Source organism: Thiomicrospira aerophila AL3 (assembly GCF_000227665.2).
GTDB lineage: Bacteria > Pseudomonadota > Gammaproteobacteria > Thiomicrospirales > Thiomicrospiraceae > Thiomicrospira > Thiomicrospira aerophila.
The window spans coordinates 288,780-309,702 of record NZ_CP007030.1 but is presented as its reverse complement, the minus strand read 5'-3'; the positions used below and the strand labels follow the sequence as shown (position 1 = coordinate 309,702).

Annotated in this window: 12 protein-coding genes, 2 tRNA genes and 2 rRNA genes; 4 read left to right on the top strand and 12 right to left on the bottom strand. The window is 46.8% G+C overall.

Annotated features, from left to right (window positions below):
- Positions 1-25: 25 nt before the first annotated feature.
- From THIAE_RS01490 to THIAE_RS01465, 6 genes are all read right to left on the bottom strand, one after another.
- Positions 26-2,885 (bottom strand): 23S ribosomal RNA (locus THIAE_RS01490).
- Positions 2,886-3,290: 405 nt separating this feature from the next.
- Positions 3,291-3,366 (bottom strand) — tRNA-Ala (locus THIAE_RS01485).
- Between the two features lie 3 nt (positions 3,367-3,369).
- A tRNA-Ile gene (locus THIAE_RS01480) sits at positions 3,370-3,446 on the bottom strand.
- Between the two features lie 94 nt (positions 3,447-3,540).
- Positions 3,541-5,080: ribosomal RNA gene (locus THIAE_RS01475) — 16S ribosomal RNA — on the bottom strand.
- The 16S and 23S rRNA genes sit together here with 2 tRNA genes alongside, the layout of an rRNA operon.
- A gap of 461 nt (positions 5,081-5,541) precedes the next feature.
- A complete protein-coding gene (gene tyrS / locus THIAE_RS01470) occupies positions 5,542-6,732 on the bottom strand; it encodes a tyrosine--tRNA ligase (RefSeq protein ID WP_006459461.1) in 1,191 nt (396 codons plus the stop codon).
- Between the two features lie 33 nt (positions 6,733-6,765).
- Positions 6,766-7,713: a dihydroorotate dehydrogenase gene (locus tag THIAE_RS01465; RefSeq protein ID WP_006459462.1), complete on the bottom strand. Its 948-nt coding sequence runs from the start codon at positions 7,711-7,713 to the stop codon at positions 6,766-6,768.
- Positions 7,714-7,729: 16 nt separating this feature from the next.
- Between THIAE_RS01465 and THIAE_RS01460 the strand changes: the two genes are divergently transcribed.
- A complete protein-coding gene (locus THIAE_RS01460; RefSeq protein ID WP_006459463.1) occupies positions 7,730-8,212 on the top strand; it encodes a tRNA (cytidine(34)-2'-O)-methyltransferase in 483 nt (160 codons plus the stop codon).
- 8 nt (positions 8,213-8,220) lie between these two features.
- On the opposite strand, the gene THIAE_RS01455 is transcribed toward THIAE_RS01460, so the two are convergent.
- The 4 genes from THIAE_RS01455 to THIAE_RS01440 are packed head-to-tail and all read right to left on the bottom strand — an operon-like array spanning position 8,221 to position 10,449.
- Positions 8,221-9,228, bottom strand: a complete 1,008-nt coding sequence (locus tag THIAE_RS01455) for an NAD(P)H-dependent glycerol-3-phosphate dehydrogenase (RefSeq protein WP_006459464.1) — start codon at positions 9,226-9,228, stop codon at positions 8,221-8,223.
- A 21-nt stretch (positions 9,229-9,249) separates the two neighbouring features.
- Positions 9,250-9,732, bottom strand: a complete 483-nt coding sequence (secB, locus tag THIAE_RS01450; protein WP_006459465.1) for a protein-export chaperone SecB — start codon at positions 9,730-9,732, stop codon at positions 9,250-9,252.
- Position 9,733: 1 nt separating this feature from the next.
- The gene (grxC, locus tag THIAE_RS01445) at positions 9,734-9,997 is read right to left on the bottom strand and encodes a glutaredoxin 3 (protein ID WP_006459466.1); all 264 of its coding nucleotides are present in this window, start codon (positions 9,995-9,997) and stop codon (positions 9,734-9,736) included.
- Positions 9,994-10,449: a rhodanese-like domain-containing protein gene (locus THIAE_RS01440; RefSeq protein WP_006459467.1), complete on the bottom strand. Its 456-nt coding sequence runs from the start codon at positions 10,447-10,449 to the stop codon at positions 9,994-9,996. Before THIAE_RS01440 ends, grxC begins: the two co-directional genes overlap by 4 nt.
- Before the next feature lie 107 nt (positions 10,450-10,556).
- Here THIAE_RS01440 and gpmI point away from each other — a divergent pair, with 107 nt between their 5' ends.
- Positions 10,557-12,110, top strand: coding sequence for a 2,3-bisphosphoglycerate-independent phosphoglycerate mutase (gpmI, locus tag THIAE_RS01435; protein WP_006459468.1), 1,554 nt, complete (start codon positions 10,557-10,559; stop codon positions 12,108-12,110).
- 77 nt (positions 12,111-12,187) lie between these two features.
- On the opposite strand, the gene gdhA is transcribed toward gpmI, so the two are convergent.
- Positions 12,188-13,537, bottom strand: coding sequence for an NADP-specific glutamate dehydrogenase (gene gdhA / locus THIAE_RS01430; protein ID WP_006459469.1), 1,350 nt, complete (start codon positions 13,535-13,537; stop codon positions 12,188-12,190).
- Between the two features lie 346 nt (positions 13,538-13,883).
- Here gdhA and gltB point away from each other — a divergent pair, with 346 nt between their 5' ends.
- Together gltB and THIAE_RS01420 are read left to right on the top strand one after the other, a co-directional pair.
- Entirely contained in the window at positions 13,884-18,359 is a 4,476-nt protein-coding gene (gene gltB, locus THIAE_RS01425) for a glutamate synthase large subunit (RefSeq protein ID WP_006459470.1), read from the top strand.
- A 13-nt stretch (positions 18,360-18,372) separates the two neighbouring features.
- Positions 18,373-19,782 (top strand): FAD-dependent oxidoreductase, encoded by a 1,410-nt coding sequence (locus THIAE_RS01420; RefSeq protein ID WP_006459471.1) that lies wholly within the window; start codon positions 18,373-18,375, stop codon positions 19,780-19,782.
- Positions 19,783-19,883: 101 nt separating this feature from the next.
- Here the strand turns inward: THIAE_RS01420 and ilvC are convergent, their stop codons facing one another.
- The gene (gene ilvC / locus THIAE_RS01415; protein ID WP_006459472.1) at positions 19,884-20,900 is read right to left on the bottom strand and encodes a ketol-acid reductoisomerase; all 1,017 of its coding nucleotides are present in this window, start codon (positions 20,898-20,900) and stop codon (positions 19,884-19,886) included.
- Positions 20,901-20,923: the final 23 nt, after the last annotated feature.

Sequence of the window (20,923 nt, the reverse complement as noted above, 5' to 3'; positions counted from 1 at the left end):
GCCAGTTAAGTCACTTTTGAGTTGTATAGTTAAGCCTCACGAGTAATTAGTACAAGTTAGCTTCACACATTACTGCGCTTCCACACCTTGCCTATCAACGTCCTGGTCTTGAACGGCTCTTTAGAAGACTTAAAGTCTAGGGAGAACTCATCTTGGGGCAAGTTTCCCGCTTAGATGCTTTCAGCGGTTATCTTTTCCGAACGTAGCTACCCAGCAGTGCCATTGGCATGACAACTGGAACACCAGCGGTTCGTCCACTCCGGTCCTCTCGTACTAGGAGCAGCCCCCCTCAATTCTCCAACGCCCACGGCAGATAGGGACCGAACTGTCTCACGACGTTCTAAACCCAGCTCGCGTACCACTTTAAATGGCGAACAGCCATACCCTTGGGACCGACTTCAGCCCCAGGATGTGATGAGCCGACATCGAGGTGCCAAACACCGCCGTCGATATGAACTCTTGGGCGGTATCAGCCTGTTATCCCCGGAGTACCTTTTATCCGTTGAGCGATGGCCCTTCCACACAGAACCACCGGATCACTAGAACCTGCTTTCGCACCTGCTCGACGTGTCTGTCTCGCAGTCAAGCACCCTTTTACTCTTGCGCTCATTGCACGATGTCCGACCGTGCTGAGGGTACCTTCGCGCTCCTCCGTTACTCTTTAGGAGGAGACCGCCCCAGTCAAACTACCCACCATACACTGTCCCTGGCCAGGATTCACTGGCCGAGGTTAGAACCTCAATACGATCAGGGTGGTATTTCAAGGATGGCTCCACAAGAACTGGCGTCCCTGCTTCAAAGCCTCCCACCTATCCTACACAGATAGTATCAAAGTCCAGTGCAAAGCTATAGTAAAGGTTCACGGGGTCTTTCCGTCTAGCCGCGGGTACACGGCATCTTGACCGCGATTTCAATTTCGCTGAGTCTCGGGTGGAGACAGTGTGGCCATCGTTACGCCATTCGTGCAGGTCGGAACTTACCCGACAAGGAATTTCGCTACCTTAGGACCGTTATAGTTACGGCCGCCGTTTACCGGGGCTTCGATCAAGAGCTTCGCTTGCGCTAACCCCATCAATTAACCTTCCGGCACCGGGCAGGCGTCACACCGTATACGTCATCTTTCGATTTTGCACAGTGCTGTGTTTTTAATAAACAGTCGCAGCCACCTGGTCTCTGCAACCCTCAAAAGCTTACAGCGCAAGGCCTTCACCTTCAAGGGCACACCTTCTCCCGAAGTTACGGTGTTATTTTGCCTAGTTCCTTCACCCGAGTTCTCTCAAGCGCCTTGGAATTCTCATCCTGCCCACCTGTGTTGGTTTGGGGTACGGTTTTTTATAACCTGAAGCTTAGAAGATTTTCTTGGAAGCAGGGCATCAACCACTTCGTCCTAATGGACTCGTCATCAGTTCTCGGCATTAAAGACCCGGATTTGCCTAAGTCTTCTGCCTACCGCCTTAAACAAGGACAACCATCGCCTTGCTGGCCTAGCCTTCTCCGTCCCTCCATCGCAGTTATAAAAAGTACAGGAATATTAACCTGTTTCCCATCGACTACGCCTTTCGGCCTCGCCTTAGGAGCCGACTAACCCTACGTCGATTAGCGTTGCGTAGGAAACCTTGGGCTTTCGGCGAGGGAGCTTTTCACTCCCTTTATCGCTACTTATGTCAGCATACGCACTCGTGATATCTCCAGCATGCCTGACAGCACACCTTCACAGACTTACACGACGCTCCCCTACCATGCCTTACGGCATCCGCAATTTCGGTACACTACTTAGCCCCGTTAAATCTTCGGCGCAGGCCGACTCGATCAGTGAGCTATTACGCTTTCTTTAAAGGATGGCTGCTTCTAAGCCAACCTCCTGACTGTCTAAGCCTTCCCACATCCTTTCCCACTGAGCAGTGTTTAGGGACCTTAATTGGCGGTCTGGGTTGTTTCCCTCTTGACAACGGACGTTAGCACCCGCTGTCTGTCTCCCATGATTGCACTTGTTGGTATTCGGAGTTTGCAATGGGCTGCTAAGCCTTGACGGCCCGCTAGACCATAACAGTGCTCTACCCCCAACAGTGAGACATGAGGCACTACCTAAATAGTTTTCGGGGAGAACCAGCTATCTCCGAGCTTGATTAGCCTTTCACTCCGATCCACAGCTCATCCCCTAATTTTTCAACATTAGTGGGTTCGGACCTCCAGTTGATGTTACTCAACCTTCATCCTGGCCATGGATAGATCGCCCGGTTTCGGGTCTACTGCATGCTACTATCGCCCATTTAAGACTCGGTTTCCCTACGGCTCCCTTATTCAGTTAACCTTGCAACACACAGTAAGTCGCTGACCCATTATACAAAAGGTACGCAGTCACAGAACAAGTCTGCTCCCACTGCTTGTACGTACACGGTTTCAGGTTCTATTTCACTCCCCTCCTGGGGTTCTTTTCGCCTTTCCCTCACGGTACTGGTTCACTATCGGTCGGTAGAGAGTATTTAGCCTTGGAGGGTGGTCCCCCCATATTCAGACAGGATTTCACGTGTCCCGTCCTACTCGTTTTCACAAGAATAAAGCTTTCGCATACAGGACTATCACCTTGTATCGTCGCACTTTCCAGAGCGTTCTGCTAACTTAGTCCTTGCTTAAGGGCTGGTCCCCGTTCGCTCGCCGCTACTTAGGGAATCTCGGTTGATTTCTTTTCCTCCGGGTACTTAGATGTTTCAGTTCCCCGGGTTAGCCTCCCATAAAGGGATATCCTCGAAAGGATGGGTTTTCCCATTCAGACATCTCCGGGTCAAAGGTTATTTGCCACCTCACCGGAGCTTTTCGCAGGCTATCACGTCTTTCATCGCCTTCTACCGCCTAGGCATCCACCGTGTACGCTTAATCACTTAACTATACAACTCAAAAGCAACCTACAACACGCTTATCTCTAAACGCTTTCAGTTCGTCTTGACCTTTTGTGTTGAACATCTATCTCTAAACATTCAATCAAAACACCACTTTTAAGTGCACAACGCAATTAAGATTCTTCGCTGACATGTTCGCTTGAGATTACTCATCAAGATACATGTTACCTAAGTTTGGTGAGCATGATTGGAGGTCACACTCACCGGGTTAATCACGTCTCATCAACGTCTATTAACCTTCTCTTTTGAAGAGATCTTTTCCTAATTTTTAAAGAACTTCGACTTATCGTCTAGAAGCGGAATCATATCATTACACTTCATTTCTGACAATAAAAACCGCTCATATTTTCTCAGCTAATTTTCATTAACCAAAACGCCATGAGCGGTGTTTATTGGTGGAGTTAGGCGGGATCGAACCGCCGACCTCCTGCGTGCAAGGCAGGCGCTCTCCCAGCTGAGCTATAACCCCATTTGGTGGGTCTGGGTGGATTCGAACCACCGACCTCACCCTTATCAGGGGTGCGCTCTAACCAACTGAGCTACAGACCCAGGTCCTTTGCTAACCTGAGCGCACCCAGGTCGTTCTTTTGTAATTCAGAGACAATTTATGTGAAAGCGCCTAAACTCGTGCTTGCTTTGTCTTAAAGGAGGTGATCCAGCCCCACCTTCCGATAGGGCTACCTTGTTACGACTTCACCCCAGTCATGAATCACACCGTGGTAACCGTCCTCCCGAAGGTTAGACTAGCTACTTCTGGTGCAACCCACTCCCATGGTGTGACGGGCGGTGTGTACAAGGCCCGGGAACGTATTCACCGCAACATTCTGATTTGCGATTACTAGCGATTCCGACTTCATGGAGTCGAGTTGCAGACTCCAATCCGGACTACGATCGGTTTTTTCAGATTAGCACCACCTCGCGGCTTCGCAACTGTTTGTACCGACCATTGTAGCACGTGTGTAGCCCATCCCATAAGGGCCATGATGACTTGACGTCGTCCCCGCCTTCCTCCGGTTTATCACCGGCAGTCTCATTAGAGTTCTCAACTAAATGGTAGCAACTAATGATAAGGGTTGCGCTCGTTGCGGGACTTAACCCAACATCTCACGACACGAGCTGACGACAGCCATGCAGCACCTGTCTCACAGTTCCCGAAGGCACCAATCTATCTCTAGAAAGTTCTGTGGATGTCAAGGGATGGTAAGGTTCTTCGCGTTGCATCGAATTAAACCACATGCTCCACCGCTTGTGCGGGCCCCCGTCAATTCCTTTGAGTTTTAATCTTGCGACCGTACTCCCCAGGCGGTCAACTTATCGCGTTAGCTGCGCTACTAATCTTTTTAATAAGACCAACAGCTAGTTGACATCGTTTAGGGCGTGGACTACCGGGGTATCTAATCCCGTTTGCTCCCCACGCTTTCGCACCTCAGCGTCAGTTTTAGTCCAGGAAGGCGCCTTCGCCACTGATGTTCCTTCTGATATCTACGCATTTCACTGCTACTCCAGAAATTCCCCTTCCCTCTACTAAACTCTAGACTGCCAGTTTCAATCGCCATTCCTAGGTTGAGCCCAGGGCTTTCACAACTGACTTAACAATCCGCCTACGCGCGCTTTACGCCCAGTAATTCCGAATAACGCTTGCACCCTCTGTATTACCGCGGCTGCTGGCACAGAGTTAGCCGGTGCTTTTTCTGTGAGTAACGTCACAGCTAGCAGGTATTAACTACTAACCTTTCCTCCTCACTAAAAGTGCTTTACAACCCTCGGGCCTTCTTCACACACGCGGCATGGCTGGATCAGGGTTGCCCCCATTGTCCAATATTCCCCACTGCTGCCTCCCGTAGGAGTCTGGGCCGTGTCTCAGTCCCAGTGTGGCTGATCATCCTCTCAAACCAGCTATAGATCGTCGCCTTGGTGAGCCATTACCTCACCAACTAGCTAATCTAACATGGGCTCATCCCTTGGCGATAGCTTACAAGTAGAGGCCACCTTTCATCCGTAGATCTCATTCGGTATTAACGTACGTTTCCATACGGTATCCCCAACCAAAGGGCAGATTCCCATGCATTACTCACCCGTCCGCCACTCGTCAGCGAGAGCAAGCTCCCCTGTTACCGTCCGACTTGCATGTGTTAGGCCTGCCGCCAGCGTTCATTCTGAGCCAGGATCAAACTCTTCAGTTTAATCTTGAACATTTTTATAACACTCGGAATTGACAAAGAAACATGGAAGAGTTTCCTCTACCTATACTTACATTGTCGTTTCGAGCTAATTTATGCAAAACACTCATTCAAGCACTTCCACATAAATTATCTCTGAATTACCTGATTTTTAAAGAACTTCTTAATCTCTACCAACTCAACATTTCGTCGTTTGGAAGCCCGCTATTATAACCAGGGCCGCGCTTCAGTGTCAACATTTATTTTCAAAATATTTTCACTCAATTCGCTTGTTTCTTCACCTCTTAGCGCATTGCTTCGAAGTGAGGCGTATTCTACAGACTCCCCGCTTCCTTGCAACTCTTTTTTACGGTTTTTTTAAAGTTTTTTTATAAACTAGGTTTATAAGCTACCCAAGCCAAACTTATCCACAGAGTTACACACAAAACCCACTTCCATGGCTATCATTTGTGCATTTTGTACAATTACTTAATGGTGACCCTGGCAAATTTACGCTTACCTACTTGTATGACACTCGATGTTAAATTGGCCATTACAGCTTTACTGTCACTCAATTTATCACCATTTAATTTGACACCACCCTGTTTTACCATACGATGTCCTTCAGAAGTTGTATCAACCAGTCCTGCTTCTTTTAACAAATTCGCCAGCGGCATAGTTTGCTCAAATATGTATTCAGGCATATCATCAGGTATGGCATTTTTTGAGAAGCGTGTTTCAAAATCATCTAGTGCTAACCGAGCCTGCTCTTCGGAGTGAAAACGCGCCACCAATTCAAGTGCAAGTTTAACCTTAATATTACGTGGATTTTCACCCTGCTCAACCGCGAGCTTATAGCTCTCAATTGTTTGAAGACTTTCAAAGCTCAACAATTCATAGTAACGCCACATCAACTCATCTGAGATTGACATAACTTTTCCAAACATATCATTTGGTGCATCCTTAATGCCGATATAGTTATTCAGTGACTTAGACATCTTTTGTACACCATCCAAGCCTTCTAATATAGGCATAGTAAGTGTAACCTGTGGCTTGTCGCCCGCCTGTTGTTGCAACTGACGCCCCATGAGCAAGTTAAACTTCTGATCCGTACCACCCAATTCAATATCAGCCTTCATAACAACTGAATCATAGCCCTGAACAAGCGGGTATAGAAATTCATGCAATGCAATTGGCGAACCTGCACGATAACGGGTTTCAAAATCATTACGTTCTAGCATACGTGCAACAGTCGCTGACGAGGCTAATCTAATCATATCTGCTGCGCTAAAATTACTGAACCATGCGGAATTAAAAACCACTTTTGTTTTCGATGGATCGAGAATTTTGAAGACCTGCTCTTGATAGGTTTTGGCATTTTCAGCTATATCTTCATGCGACAAAGGAGGACGCGTAGCGCTCTTGCCAGTTGGGTCACCAATCATCGCAGTGAAATCACCAATTAGAAAATGAACTTCATGTCCCAAATCTTGTAGCTGCTTAAGCTTATTAATTAATACGGTATGACCCAAATGCAAATCCGGCGCAGTGGGATCAAAACCTGCTTTAATAATGAGCGGACGATTCAACTTTAACTTTTCAACCAACTCGGCTTCAACCAAAATCTCTTCTGCGCCACGCTTAATAATGGCTAACTGTTCATCAATACTTAACATCTTCGCTCTCTAATACATGTGTTTAACACCGAATTAGCCGCACAACACGGTATCGGTGTTTAATTCTAACTTTCCGGTTAACTGACTAACGGACTGCAAGCCGCGTTTTTCAAGATAACGGGCAATGCCTTTATTCATTTTCTTGATCAATAACGGGTCTTTTGCCAACGCCGTGCCAACGGCAACCATTGATGCCCCCGCCAAGAAAAACTCAATTGCATCCTCGGCGCAGCTCACGCCACCCAAGCCGATAATCGGAATGTCATGGTGCTTAGCAACCTGGTAAACCTGATGCACACGCAAAAGCGCAACGGGCTTAATTGCTGGACCAGACAAACCGCCTTGATTGTTACCCAGATCAGGCCGCCAAGTATCAATATTAATTGACATACCCATTAAGGTATTAATAGCAGACAGTGCATCAGCACCCGCTTCGATCACACGACGCGCACCTTCAGCAACATCTGTCTGATTAGGTGACAATTTTATTATTAGTGGCTTAGTCGTACTTGCACGACATGCCTCAACCACGCGCGCCGCCATATCAGGATCGTTACCAAAAGCCGCCCCGCCCTTTTTTACATTAGGACAGGATATATTAATTTCCAGGCCTGCTAATGCGGTTTGGTCAAAACGACGACACACTTCAGCATACTCCTCAATGGAGGAACCGGAGACGTTAGCAAAGTATTGAGTAGCACTATAATCCAGTTGCGGAAGCAATTGATTTACCACATAATCAACACCCGGATTTTGTAGCCCAATTGAATTTAATAATCCATTTGGTGTCTCCCAGACGCGATCAGGTTTATTACCTAACTTGGGCTCTAATGTAGTGCCTTTAAGAAACACCGCGCCAACATCTTGGTTATGAAAACCCGATACGGCTTGATATTCCAAACCATAGCCAGCGTTACCAGACGCCATGGCAACAGGTGAGTGGCAGACTACACCACAAATATTAACTGATAAATCAACCATAGCGATACCTACTACTATGTTACATATTATTCTTTATGAACCAGAAATCCCGCAAAATACGGGAGCTTTGATTCGACTGAGCGCCAACATGGGTGCGCATTTACACCTAATCAGACCCTTTCCTTTTGACTTGAGTGAAAAACGGGTCAGACGTGCGGGACTGGATTATCATGAACTAGCCAATGTATTTGCGCACGATAACCTAGAGCAATGCCTAGAATCTATCAGACCCAATCGAGTATATGCGCTAACGACCAAGGCCACGCGCCACTATCATGAACCTTCGTATCAACCGGGTGATGCATTTTTATTTGGCCCCGAAAGTCGCGGCCTTCCAGAGCAAGTTCGCAATCAATTTCCACATGAGCAATTACTGCGCATACCCATGGTTGCAGAAGCTCGAAGTATGAATTTGGCCAATGCCGTTTCAGTCATGGCTTATGAGGCTTGGCGCCAACTAGACTTTCAACCCTTGAACAACCCCAGCCCTAAATACTAGCCAAAAGACTAAACCAAGCCCTGCTCGGCCGTTTGTTCACGTGCAAGTAAACGCATTACGGCCTGCTCGGCCGTTATTTGGCCTTGGACAAGCTTGAAAACCTGTTCAACAATAGGCAGCTCTAGCTGATGCGCTTGAGCGATTGCCATCACAATCTTAACAGCTTTAACCCCCTCGACTACTTGACCAATTTCCTGCTGTACCTGTTGCGCATTTTTACCTGATCGCGCTAGACTCAAGCCAAAACGTCGATTACGTGAAAGATCATCAGTACAGGTAAGCACCAAATCTCCCAGGCCCGCTAATCCCATCAAGGTAGAAGGCTGAGCATCAAATAGCGCACCAAAGCGTTGCATTTCAACCATACCCCTGGCGATTAATGCTGCGCGCGCATTTGCCCCCAAACCCATGCCATCACTTACACCCGTTGCGATAGCCATAATATTCTTGAATGCGCCGCCAACTTCTACACCCGCGATATCTGTTTGGGTATACATGCGAAAATGCTTGTAATGAAAGGCTTGCGCCCAAAAGTCTGCTTCAACTGAATCTTGAGATGCACTGACCATGGCCGTTGGCAACCCCCTCGCCACTTCATCGGCAAAAGTAGGGCCTGAAACAACCGCCATTGGAGCGTCAGCACCTAACTCATCGATGGCAACTTGATGCAACAAGCGTTGATTTTGTGGATCAAAGCCTTTTGTTGCCCAGGCAAGATGTTTGGGTTGACCCACTAGTTGCACAACCCGTTTTAACAAATCTGCAAAGGCGTCACTCGGCACAACAAGCAAAACACCATCAACATCAGCTAGGGCGACAGCTAGATCGGCTGTAACCATCAAACGTTCGGGAAATACAATATTTGGCAAGTATCTCGGGTTCTCACGTTGTAACACCATACTTTCGGCATGAGTGTAACTGTGTGCCCACAACACCACATCATGACCTTTCGTTGCAAGATGAACTGCCAGCGCCGTTCCCCAAGCACCCGCACCCAACACCGCCAACTTTAGCAAAATCTGCGTGCCTCTAATTTGTTAACCAATTTCGTTCTGCACAGTTGAGCGCGAAGCATCTTCAGACTGCTGTCCTTGCGCCTGTTTTTGTTGCACATGATTAGCATAGAGTGCATCAAAATTAACAGGCTCAAGGAGTAACTGAGGAAACCCGCCGCGAACGACTAAATCCGACACCGTTTCACGCGCAAATGGGAATAGTATATTAGGGCACTGGCTACCAAGCATATAGCCAAGCTCGGCTTGTTCAAAATTGGCGATCGTAAATACGCCTGCTTGATCCACTTCACACAAAAAGGCTGTCTTGTCATCAATCTTAACAGTGACAGTCACACGCACCATGACATGATAAATATCATTCTCTAGGTTATAACTTTCAACATTGAGGTTCACGTCCATTTTTGGCTTGAATTCAACCGCGAACATAGCAGGCGAATTTGGCGCCTCAAATGACACATTTTTGACATAGATTTTGTTGATTAAAAAACGCTTCTCTTCCGACATCTCACTTAACCTTTGCTAATAGCTCATCTAGCTGACCAGATTTATCAGCTGCATATAAATCATCACAACCACCAACATGATGGTCACCAATAAAAATTTGAGGAATAGTATTACGACCTGACACTTCTTTTACTTTTTGCCAACCATTTGGAATCTGATCAATATTGTGCCAGGTATAGGCAACACCTTTTTGCTCAAGCAGTTTACGCGCTTTGGAACAATAGGGACAGGTGTTGTTGGCATAGACAATCACCTCACAATTCATACTAATCCCTTTCCTTTTCGACGCGCTTTTTTTGAAACTGGTTGATTAAGTGGCAATCCAGCCATCTTCCATGCCAGCACGCCACCGCGTAAGTTAGCAACTTGTTTAAAACCCGCTTTAACTAATTGACTCGCCGCTCCGCCTGAGCGCGCGCCAGATTGGCAATAAACTAAAATCTGCTTGTCTTTAAAGTGCTCAAGAGTTGACATCTTATCTTTAAATTCAGTACTGGAAATATGTCGCGCCTCGCCAATATAACCCGTTTTATATTCCGCATCAGAACGCACATCCACCACCAACGCGCCCTGATTATATAGGCGAGTAGCTTCTTCTGGCGAAACCTGTTGATAACCCAAAAAACGGTCACCTACATAAGAATAAAGTAGCATCAGCATAATCACACCAAGGGCCACAAACAACAATACATTTTGAGCAACAAAATCCGCAAACATAGTTTTATCCTTAACTAATACGCTATCTAGCAAATCTAGTGATTTTAACAGCGAAACTGGCTACAATAAATCCAATTTATGACTAAATTTAACAACAAGGCTTATAAATGACCGAACAAACCATCAAGACCCGCAAGCTAGCAGGCCTTATTATCCTTGACGGCTGGGGACACAACCCCAACCCCGAACATAATGCGATTGCGCAAGCCAGCACCCCTGTTTGGGATAGCCTGTTGGCCAAACACCCCAATACGTTAATCAATACATCCGGCTTAAATGTGGGCTTGCCTGACGGCCAAATGGGCAATTCCGAAGTAGGACACTTAAACCTAGGCGCCGGACGCGTGGTGTACCAAGAACTCACCCGCATCCAAAAAGCCATCGACGACGGTGATTTTTTTGAAAACAGCGCGTTTGTTCACGCGATCGATGCAGCAACCTCACGTGGTCGTGCTGTGCATATTATGGGACTGCTTTCCGATGGCGGCGTTCACTCACACATTAATCACATCAAAGCAGTGTTAAGTCTTGCTGTTAAACGTGGTGCTAAAACCTATCTGCATGTTTTCACCGATGGGCGTGATACTGCGCCGCAAAGTGCACTGGGCTACATCAAAGAAATTGAAGCGCATATGAAAGACATCGGCGGCGGCCGGATTGCATCCGTCACCGGGCGCTACTTTGCCTTAGATCGTGACAATCGTTGGGATCGAGTACAAAAAGCTTTCGAAGTCATATGTAGCGGCCAGGCTGAATTTGAATCCCAAAGCGCCAAAAAGTCAGTTAAAGACGCCTATGCACGTGGCGAAACCGATGAATTTATCCAAGCCACGACGATTTTGAAAAAGAACGGCAAAAAGGTCAAAGTCAAAGACGGCGATGCGATTATCTTTATGAACTATCGCTCAGACCGCGCGCGTCAATTAACACGCGCGTTTATTGAAAAAGACTTTGCCGACTTCCACCGTTCGGTTTCACCGGTGTTGAGCGACTTTGTTACCCTGACGGAATACAATAAAAACTTCAACACGCCAATTGCCTTTCACCCAACCAAACTAATCAACACCTACGGCGAGTGGGTATCAAAGCAGGGACTCAAGCAATTACGCATTGCCGAAACCGAAAAGTACGCCCATGTCACTTTCTTCTTCAATGGCGGCATCGAGGCACCCTACCAAGGTGAAGACCGCATTTTAGTGCCTTCACCCAAAGTCGCAACCTATGACCTGCAACCTGAAATGTCAGTACCTGAGGTCGCTGACAAACTCTGTGAAGCCATTCGTTCAGGAAAATATGACACCTTTATTTGCAACCTCGCTAACCCTGACATGGTCGGTCATTCAGGTAATATGGACGCCTGTATTAAGGCCGTTGAAGCGGTTGACCAAGCACTTGGACAAATCTTGGAGGCCATGCAAGAAACCGATGGCGAATTAATCATTACCGCTGACCATGGTAATGTTGAACAGCTTTGGGATGAATCTACCAATAGCCCATTGACAGCACACACCACCAACCCTGTACCCTTGGTCTATGTCGGCCATCGTCAAACCGACCTGCGGGCCGACGGTAGTTTGCCGGATGTGATTCCAACCCTGTTTGATATGATGACACTGAATCAACCTGAAGAAATGACCGGACGGTCTTTACTCCAGCCATAAAAAAACACCAGGCCTGGTGATCTTTCAACAACCAGGCCTGGTGCTTTAATCTGCTGAATATGACCGCGTTTTAACGCTTATATCACACCCATCGCATCAATGGCATTACTGACACGCAAGAAACCTGCAATATTCGCACCCATCACATAATCACCCGGACAGCCATACTCAGCGGCGGTTTCATAACAGGTCTTATGGATGTTAATCATAATGTCCTGCAAACGCGCCTCGGTATAGTCATGCGACCAAGAATCACGACTGGCGTTTTGCTGCATTTCAAGCGCACTGGTCGCTACACCGCCAGCATTGGCCGCCTTACCTGGACCATAAGATGTTTTTGCCGCTTGCAAAATGCGAATCGCATCTGGTGTACAAGGCATATTTGCCCCTTCCGCAACGGTTTTACAACCATTCTTCACCAGCATCTCAGCATCCTTAGCATTCAATTCATTTTGCGTCGCACAAGGCAAGGCCACATCACACGGCACTGACCAAATTGAACCTTCCTTATAGAACTTTGCATGCTTCACCTGTTCTGCGTACTTCTCAATACGTGCATACTCAACCTCTTTCAGGCGCTTGATCAGGTCTAAATCTAACCCGTTTTCATCAACGATGTAACCGCTCGAATCCGAACAGGCAATGACTTTAGCGCCATAGGTAATGGCTTTTTCAATCGCATAAATCGCCACGTTCCCCGAACCGGATACTATCACCGTTTTGCCATCCAGACTATCACCACGCGCTTTCAGCATTTCTTGTGCAAAGAACACCGTGCCATAACCGGTCGCTTCTTTGCGCGCCAAAGAACCACCCCAGGCCACGCCCTTACCGGTAAACACACCTGATTCATAACGGTTGGTGATACGCTTATATTGACCAAACATATAACCTATCTCACGCGCGCCAACACCAATATCACCCGCAGGCACGTCGGTATGCTCACCAATATGACGATACAACTCGGTCATAAAGCTCTGGCAAAAACGCATAATCTCATTGTCTGATTTGCCTTTTGGATCAAAGTCACTGCCGCCTTTTCCGCCACCAATCGGTAAACCGGTCAGCGAGTTTTTGAAAATCTGCTCAAAGCCTAAAAATTTGATCACACTCAGGTTTACGGATGGATGGAAGCGAATTCCGCCCTTGTAAGGACCCAGTGCGCTATTAAATTGGACGCGGAATCCACGATTAACCTGAATCTCGCCACGGTCATCAACCCAAGGCACACGGAAAATAATCTGACGCTCCGGCTCACAAATACGCTGCAAAATTTTTTTCTTAGCGATTTCAGGGTGCTTAGCCATTACCGGATTTAAGCTTTCAAACACTTCAATAGCTGCCTGATGAAACTCCGGCTCCCCTGGGTTTCTCTTTAATACTTCCTGATAGATTAAACCCAAGCTATCTTCTAACTTTAAACTCATTACTTAGTCCTCGCAGGCCTTCATGGCTTGCTTTATATTTTTATGATGATTAATGTCATTTTTTTATCAAAAATCACGCTATTTTATTTGCGCTAACCTATTATTATAAGACATTGATTAAATAAATTACGTTATTCAACTTCGGCCAAAACGACAGATTTGATCTTGACAAGCGGCCATTAAAACTGTAGATTGACCACCCCTTTTTTCTAGGAAATTGGATGAAAGGTCCGAATTAATAAATTTGCCGCGCACTGGGCGCATTCAATTGTGAGCGATTTCGAGATAGCCGTTATTAAGCTCTCTGGCGACCCGCAAAACCCAGAACAATAAGGAACCGTTAGATATGAATTCACTGAACACCCTAAAAGGCCTTTACTCCCCAGATTTTGAAAAAGAGAACTGTGGTTTTGGTTTAATTGCTAACATGGATGACCAACCGAGTCATTGGCTGGTAGCAACAGCGATTAAGTCATTATCTAAAATGACCCATCGTGGCGGGGTCGCAGCAGACTGCTGCACAGGTGATGGGTGTGGTCTGCTAATCAAGCGTCCCTCTGCATTTTTTGAAGCACAGGCTCAACAATTAAATATTGCATTAGACCCACTCTACGCCGTGGGCATGGTCTTTTTAAGCAAAGATGCCGAACTGGCTAAGCGTGCCAAAGATACGCTTACAGACGCGATTAACACGCAAGGCTTACAGCTTGCCGGATGGCGAGATGTGCCGGTCAACTCTAATGTGCTAGGTGCCCAAGCCTTATCAATGGAGCCCACCATCCAGCAGGTATTTGTTAATGCACCAGCGGATATCAGTGAAAATGAGTTCAATCGTAAACTGTTTACCGCACGCCGCAAAACAGAAATGGCCGTTGAACCTCATGATACGGATTTTTATATCGCCTCCCTCAATTCGCAGCTGATTGCCTACAAAGGCTTGGTCATGCCACGGGAGTTAGAATTGTATTTCCTTGATTTAGTTGACCCTGATTTTGCCTCATCGTCCATCTCTTATCACCAGCGTTTTTCTACCAACACCATGCCACAATGGCGTTTGGCGCAGCCCTTCCGCTTCCTTGCGCACAACGGTGAACTCAATACGATTCGTGGTAACCGTAACTGGGCATTAGCACGTCAGCAAAAGTTTGAGACACCCTTAATTCCTGAACTCGCTGAACTCAAGCCATTAGTTGCACAGTCTGGCTCGGACTCAAATAGCCTTGATAATATGCTCGAAGTGTTGATGATGGGCGACATGTCGGTTTTCCAAGCGTTACGCCTCCTGATTCCACCTGCCTGGCAGAATGTCCCGCACATGGATGCCGACCTAAAAGCATTTTTAGAATACAACTCCATGCATATGGAACCTTGGGATGGCCCAGCAGGCCTGGTCATTAACACCGGTAAATATGCTATTTGTGGTGTGGATCGTAATGGTTTACGACCTACACGCTATGTCATCACCAAAGATCGTCATATTACCTTTGCTTCCGAGATTGGCGTTTATGATTATGCACCCGAAGACGTCGCCGAGAAGGGTCGACTAAAACCGGGCCAAGTAATTGCAGTTGATTTAGAAAATGGTCAGCTTTTAATGCCTGATCAGATCGATCACGCATTAAAAACCGCCAAACCCTACCGTCAGTGGATGGATGCAGGTTATCGCTATCTAGAAGAAAAGTACGACCAAGAGGCATTAAATGACAATTGGGATGCTAAAACCGTCAATTGCTATCAAAAATATTATCAGGTGAGCTTTGAGGAACGCGACCAAATTATCCGTGTACTCGCCGAGTCTGCACAAGAGGCCGTTGGATCAATGGGTGACGACGCCCCGCTGCCGGTGTTCTCGCACAAACCACGCTCGGTATTTGATTACTTCCGTCAAATGTTCGCACAGGTCACCAATCCTCCTATTGACCCGTTACGCGAGGCGATCGTCATGTCGCTCAACACCTGTTTTGGCCGCGAGCTCAATATGTTTGAAGAAGGTCCGGATCATGCGCATCGATTAGAAGTGAAGTCACCGATTTTAACACCGAGTATGATGAATCAACTATTAACTTTGGATGACCCGGATTATCGCGCTCAGACCTTTAGCTTGAACTATGATGCCAATCAAACAGATCTAAAGTCAGCTATTATTAAAATGAATGAACAGGTAGCTGCAGCCGTGACAGCGGGTGTTACTTTGGTCATTTTAAGCGATGAAAACATTAGCGCGGAGATGACTTCAATCCCAGCGGTTATGGCAACCGGTGCACTACATCATCACTTAATTAAAGCAGGCTTGCGGACTGAAGCAAACATAATCGTTGCGACAGGCACAGCACGTGATCCTCACCATTTCGCCGTACTCTTTGGCTATGGCGCGACAGCGGTTTATCCTTACCTTGCCTATGCCGCTATTGCTGACATGCAGCGCACTAAGGAATTAGATCCTGCTACCCCAGTCGGCAAGTTAATCAGTAACTACCGCAAAGGCATCAATAAGGGCTTGATGAAAATCATGTCTAAAATGGGTATTTCCACCCTACCCTCCTACCGAGGCTCGCAGTTGTTTGAGGCGGTAGGTTTGAGTTCAGAAATTGTCAAGCTGTGCTTCCCTGGTACAGCCAACCGTATTGAAGGTACCAAGTTCGACCATCTTGAGCAGGATCAGTTGCGCCTAGCAAAAGAAGCATTTAATCCACGCAAAAAGATTTCTCAAGGTGGCCTACTAAAATACGTCCATGACGGTGAATACCACGCCTATAACCCAGATGTGGTTGATAACCTGCGTAAAGCTGTGCAAACTGGCGAAAAACGCTACTATGACATCTTTGCTGATTTGGTAAACAACCGTCCAGCCATGACCATTCGTGACATGATTACTTTCCGCAAGGATATCAAAGCTATCTCTATTGATGAGGTCGAGCCGCTAACCAGTATTTACAAACGCTTCGACAGCGCGGGCATTTCGCTTGGTGCCTTGTCTCCAGAGGCGCATGAGTCACTTGCCATTGCGATGAACCGTTTAGGTGCGCGCTCTAACTCTGGTGAAGGTGCGGAGGACCCGAGTCGCTATGGCACTGAAAAAATGTCAAAGATCAAACAGATTGCCTCTGGACGCTTTGGTGTCACCGCGCATTACCTACGTAATGCGGAAGTGCTACAAATCAAAGTAGCACAAGGTGCAAAACCGGGTGAAGGTGGTCAGTTGCCGGGGCATAAGGTCGATATGACCATTGCCAAGCTGCGTCATTCTGTACCTGGCGTAACCTTGATTTCGCCACCACCGCACCACGACATCTACTCTATTGAAGACTTGGCACAGCTTATTTATGACCTGAAGCAGATTAATCCTAATGCGTTAGTGTCAGTTAAACTGGTGGCAGAACCGGGCGTAGGCACCATTGCGGCGGGTGTGGCCAAGGCCTATGCCGATCTTATTACGATTTCTGGCTATGATGGCGGCACCGGTGCTAGCCCAATCACCTCGGTAAAATATGCAGGTAACCCGTTTGAAATGGGCTTAGCAGAAACCCACCAAGTTTTACGTGCCAACGATCTACGTGGTCAAGTTATTGTTCAAGCAGATGGCGGCTTAAAAACAGGGCTAGACGTAGTGAAGGCAGCTATTTTGGGTGCAGAATCCTTTGGATTTGGTACAGCACCGATGATTGCACTGGGTTGTAAATACCTTCGTATTTGCCATTTGAACACCTGTGCCGTTGGGGTTGCCACCCAGGATGAGCGTTTACGCAAAGAGCACTATATTGGTTTACCAGAGATGGTCATGCACTACTTCCAATTTGTAGCTGAAGAAACACGTGAGTGGTTGGCTAAACTGGGTGTACGCAGCCTGGGTGAATTAGTGGGTCGTACCGACCTTCTAGCCATTATTGACAACCCATTAACTGACAAACAGCGCAACCTTGATCTAAGTAGCATTATTGGTGATGGCGGTGTACCAGCTAATAAACCTCAAACCGTTCAGGTTGCCCGCAATAATCCATGGGATCGTGGCGATCTTGCTGAAGAAATGGTTAAGCAGGTATTACCGGCAATCGAAGCTAAGTCAGGTGGCATCTTTAACTTTAAACTGGTGAACACAGGCCGCTCAATTGGTGCACGAGTGGCCGGTGAAATTGCCGAACGCTATGGTAATCATGACATGGCATCCACACCCATTACCTTAAAGCTAACTGGGATTGCAGGACAATCATTTGGTGTCTTTAACGTTGACGGCCTCAATTTACACCTTGAAGGCGATGCTAACGATTACGTTGGTAAAGGTATGGCCGGTGGTGAAATTGTTATCACCCCACCAAAAGGCTCAGCGTTTAACCCACGTTTTACTCCTATTGTGGGCAACACATGCTTGTATGGTGCAACAGGCGGTCGTTTATTTGCTCAGGGAACAGGCGGAGAGCGTTTTGCAGTTCGTAACTCGGGTGCCATCGCTGTTGTTGAAGGCTTAGGCGATCATGGCTGTGAATATATGACTGGCGGAACCATCGTGAGCCTAGGTGAAGTCGGCGTCAATTTTGGGGCCGGTATGTCAGGCGGCATGGCGTTTATTCTAGACCTTGATCGCTCACTACCCGATCGCCTGAATGGTGAGATGGTTGAGGCGATTAGAATTGACACCGAGATCACAGAAGACCATCGTAAATACCTAAAGCAGTTACTCACTGAGTATGCCCAAAAGACACAAAGCTCATGGGGACAAGAAGTCTTGGCTAATTTCAGCCAGTACATTGGCCACTTCTGGCTCGTTAAATCACGTGCCATTGACATGAAAACCCTAATGCAATTGTTTGCCAATGATGCGGCTTAAAAGGACTCTATAGATGCCAAACGTAAGACAATTTTTAGAATTAGACCGCCAACTTCCTAAGAAACTTGAAGCGGCAGAACGTCGCCAAAATTTTGAAGAAATTTATACAGATTTCGATGCAGCCGAAGCCATGGCACAAGCTGATCGTTGTTTGCACTGCGGTAACCCCTACTGCGAATGGGCCTGTCCAGTTCACAACTATATTCCAAACTGGTTAAAACTGGTTGCTGAGGGCAATGTGATGGAAGCGGTTGAGCTATCACATAAAACCAACTCATTGCCTGAAATGTGTGGTCGCATTTGCCCTCAAGACCGTCTATGTGAGCAGGCCTGCACACTCAATGACACCAACTTTGGTGCAGTTACCATTGGAGCGGTAGAACGCTATATTAGTGATGTCGCGATTGCAACTGGCTGGCTGCCTGACATGTCCGATGTCGTTAAAACTGACAAGAAAGTAGCCATCATAGGTGCTGGGCCAGCAGGCCTGGCAGCAGCAGATGTCCTTGTTCGCAATGGTGTTCAGGCGGTTGTATTTGATAAACAGCCAGAAATTGGTGGCTTACTGACATTTGGTATCCCCCAATTCAAACTTGACAAGAAAGTGGTCGAACACCGTCGTCGCGTATTTGAGCACATGGGTGTAGAGTTCCGTCTAGGTATTGAAGTGGGCAAGGACATTGCATTTAAAGATATCATCAGCCAATATGATGCTGTTTTTTTAGGAATGGGCACCTATAAGCCGATGCGCGGCAACTTCCCTGGTGAAGACTTACCAGGTGTTTATAAAGCACTCGATTTCTTGGTCGGCAACGTTAAGCATGAACTTGGCCTCGCACAAACACCCGAACCCTATGTTTCAATGGCAGGCAAACGCGTTGTTGTATTAGGTGGTGGTGACACGACAATGGACTGTACCCGTACCTCTATTCGTCAGGGTGCAAGCGAAGTTTACTGCGTTTATCGTCGTGATGAAGAAAACATGCCCGGCTCGCGCGCCGAAGTCAAAAATGCCAAGGAAGAAGGTGTTCAATTCAAGTTCAACCTTGCGCCTGTTGAGGTAATGGGCACTGATAAAGTTGAAGGCATCAAGGTTATTCAAACCAAAATGGGAGAGCCTGATGAAAAAGGTCGCCGTCGTGCTGAAACCGTACCTGGTTCAGAAACCATTATTCCTTGTGATGCTGTAGTCGTCGCATTTGGCTTCCAACCCAATCCACCTGAGTGGTTCAAGCATTACAATATTGAGTTAAATAGCTGGGAGGGGGTGGTTGCTTCAAAAGATAGCTTGTATCCTTTCCAAACCACTAATCCTAAAGTTTTCGCTGGGGGTGACATGGTCAGAGGCTCAAGTCTGGTTGTTCATGCTATTGCTGAAGCGCGTGATGCAGCAGAAGGTATCTTGGACTATCTAGAGGTTTAATAATAAACAACCCGCAGATTAAACCTCTATAATCAAAATTAAGATGCAAAACAAAAAGGCTCCAAACGGAGCCTTTTTAATATCATCGATTAAAGCAGAACTTAGTTCTTATCTTTATCAACAATCTTGTTAGCCTGAATCCAAGGCATCATCGAGCGTAATTGCTCACCAACGATTTCGATTGGGTGCTCAGCATTGATACGACGCATCGCAGTCATTTCTGGATAGTTGGTCATACCTTCAAGAATAAAACGCTTAGCATACTCACCGCTTTGGATGTTATAGAGGGCTTCACGCATTGCCATACGGCTTTCTTCGTTAATAACCTGTGGGCCAGTCACATACTCACCATACTCGGCATTGTTAGAAATGGAGTAGTTCATGTTGGCAATGCCGCCTTCGTACATCAAGTCAACAATCAGTTTTAACTCGTGTAAACACTCGAAATAAGCCATTTCAGGGGCATAACCCGCTTCAACAAGGGTTTCAAAGCCCATTTTAACCAATTCAACTGCACCACCACAAAGAACCGCTTGCTCACCGAAGAGATCAGTTTCACACTCTTCACGGAAGGTCGTTTCGATAATACCGGTACGACCACCGCCTACACCTGAAGCATAAGAAAGCGCGATAGATTTTGCTTTACCTGATACGTCTTGGTGAACTGCGATAAGATCTGGAATACCGCCGCCTTTAACAAATTCTGAACGCACAGTGTGGCCTGGTGCTTTAGGTGCAATCATAATGACATCAAGATCTGCACGAGGTACTACTTGGTTGTAAAGAATCGCAAAACCATGTGCAAAAGCTAATACCGCACCTTTTTTCAGGTTAGGTTCAATTTCGTTTTTGTAAAGGACAGATTGGAATTCGTCTGGCGTTAGGATCATAACTAGATCCGCACCTGCAACAGCGGTGGGAACATCAGCGGTTTTAAGGCCATAACCTTCAGCTTTTTTAATTGAAGATGAACCAGGACGTAAACCCACAGTAACATCAACGCCAGAATCCTGAAGGTTGGCGGCGTGCGCATGACCTTGTGAACCGAAGCCGATAATCGCGACCTTCATGCCACGGATGATAGAAAGATCACAATCTTTATCGTAATAAACTTGCATTGCTTTTCCTTTGAATTTAAAAG

Bases quoted from the DNA above. Each gene is read 5' to 3' on its own strand.
- tyrS (WP_006459461.1), bottom strand. From the start codon at position 6,732: ATGTTAAGTATTGATGAACAGTTAGCCATTATTAAGCGTGGCGCAGAA.
- THIAE_RS01465 (WP_006459462.1), bottom strand. From the start codon at position 7,713: ATGGTTGATTTATCAGTTAATATTTGTGGTGTAGTCTGCCACTCACCT.
- THIAE_RS01460 (WP_006459463.1), top strand. From the start codon at position 7,730: ATGTTACATATTATTCTTTATGAACCAGAAATCCCGCAAAATACGGGA.
- secB (WP_006459465.1), bottom strand. From the start codon at position 9,732: ATGTCGGAAGAGAAGCGTTTTTTAATCAACAAAATCTATGTCAAAAAT.
- grxC (WP_006459466.1), bottom strand. From the start codon at position 9,997: ATGAATTGTGAGGTGATTGTCTATGCCAACAACACCTGTCCCTATTGT.
- THIAE_RS01440 (WP_006459467.1), bottom strand. From the start codon at position 10,449: ATGTTTGCGGATTTTGTTGCTCAAAATGTATTGTTGTTTGTGGCCCTT.
- gpmI (WP_006459468.1), top strand. From the start codon at position 10,557: ATGACCGAACAAACCATCAAGACCCGCAAGCTAGCAGGCCTTATTATC.
- gdhA (WP_006459469.1), bottom strand. From the start codon at position 13,537: ATGAGTTTAAAGTTAGAAGATAGCTTGGGTTTAATCTATCAGGAAGTA.
- gltB (WP_006459470.1), top strand. From the start codon at position 13,884: ATGAATTCACTGAACACCCTAAAAGGCCTTTACTCCCCAGATTTTGAA.
- THIAE_RS01420 (WP_006459471.1), top strand. From the start codon at position 18,373: ATGCCAAACGTAAGACAATTTTTAGAATTAGACCGCCAACTTCCTAAG.
- ilvC (WP_006459472.1), bottom strand. From the start codon at position 20,900: ATGCAAGTTTATTACGATAAAGATTGTGATCTTTCTATCATCCGTGGC.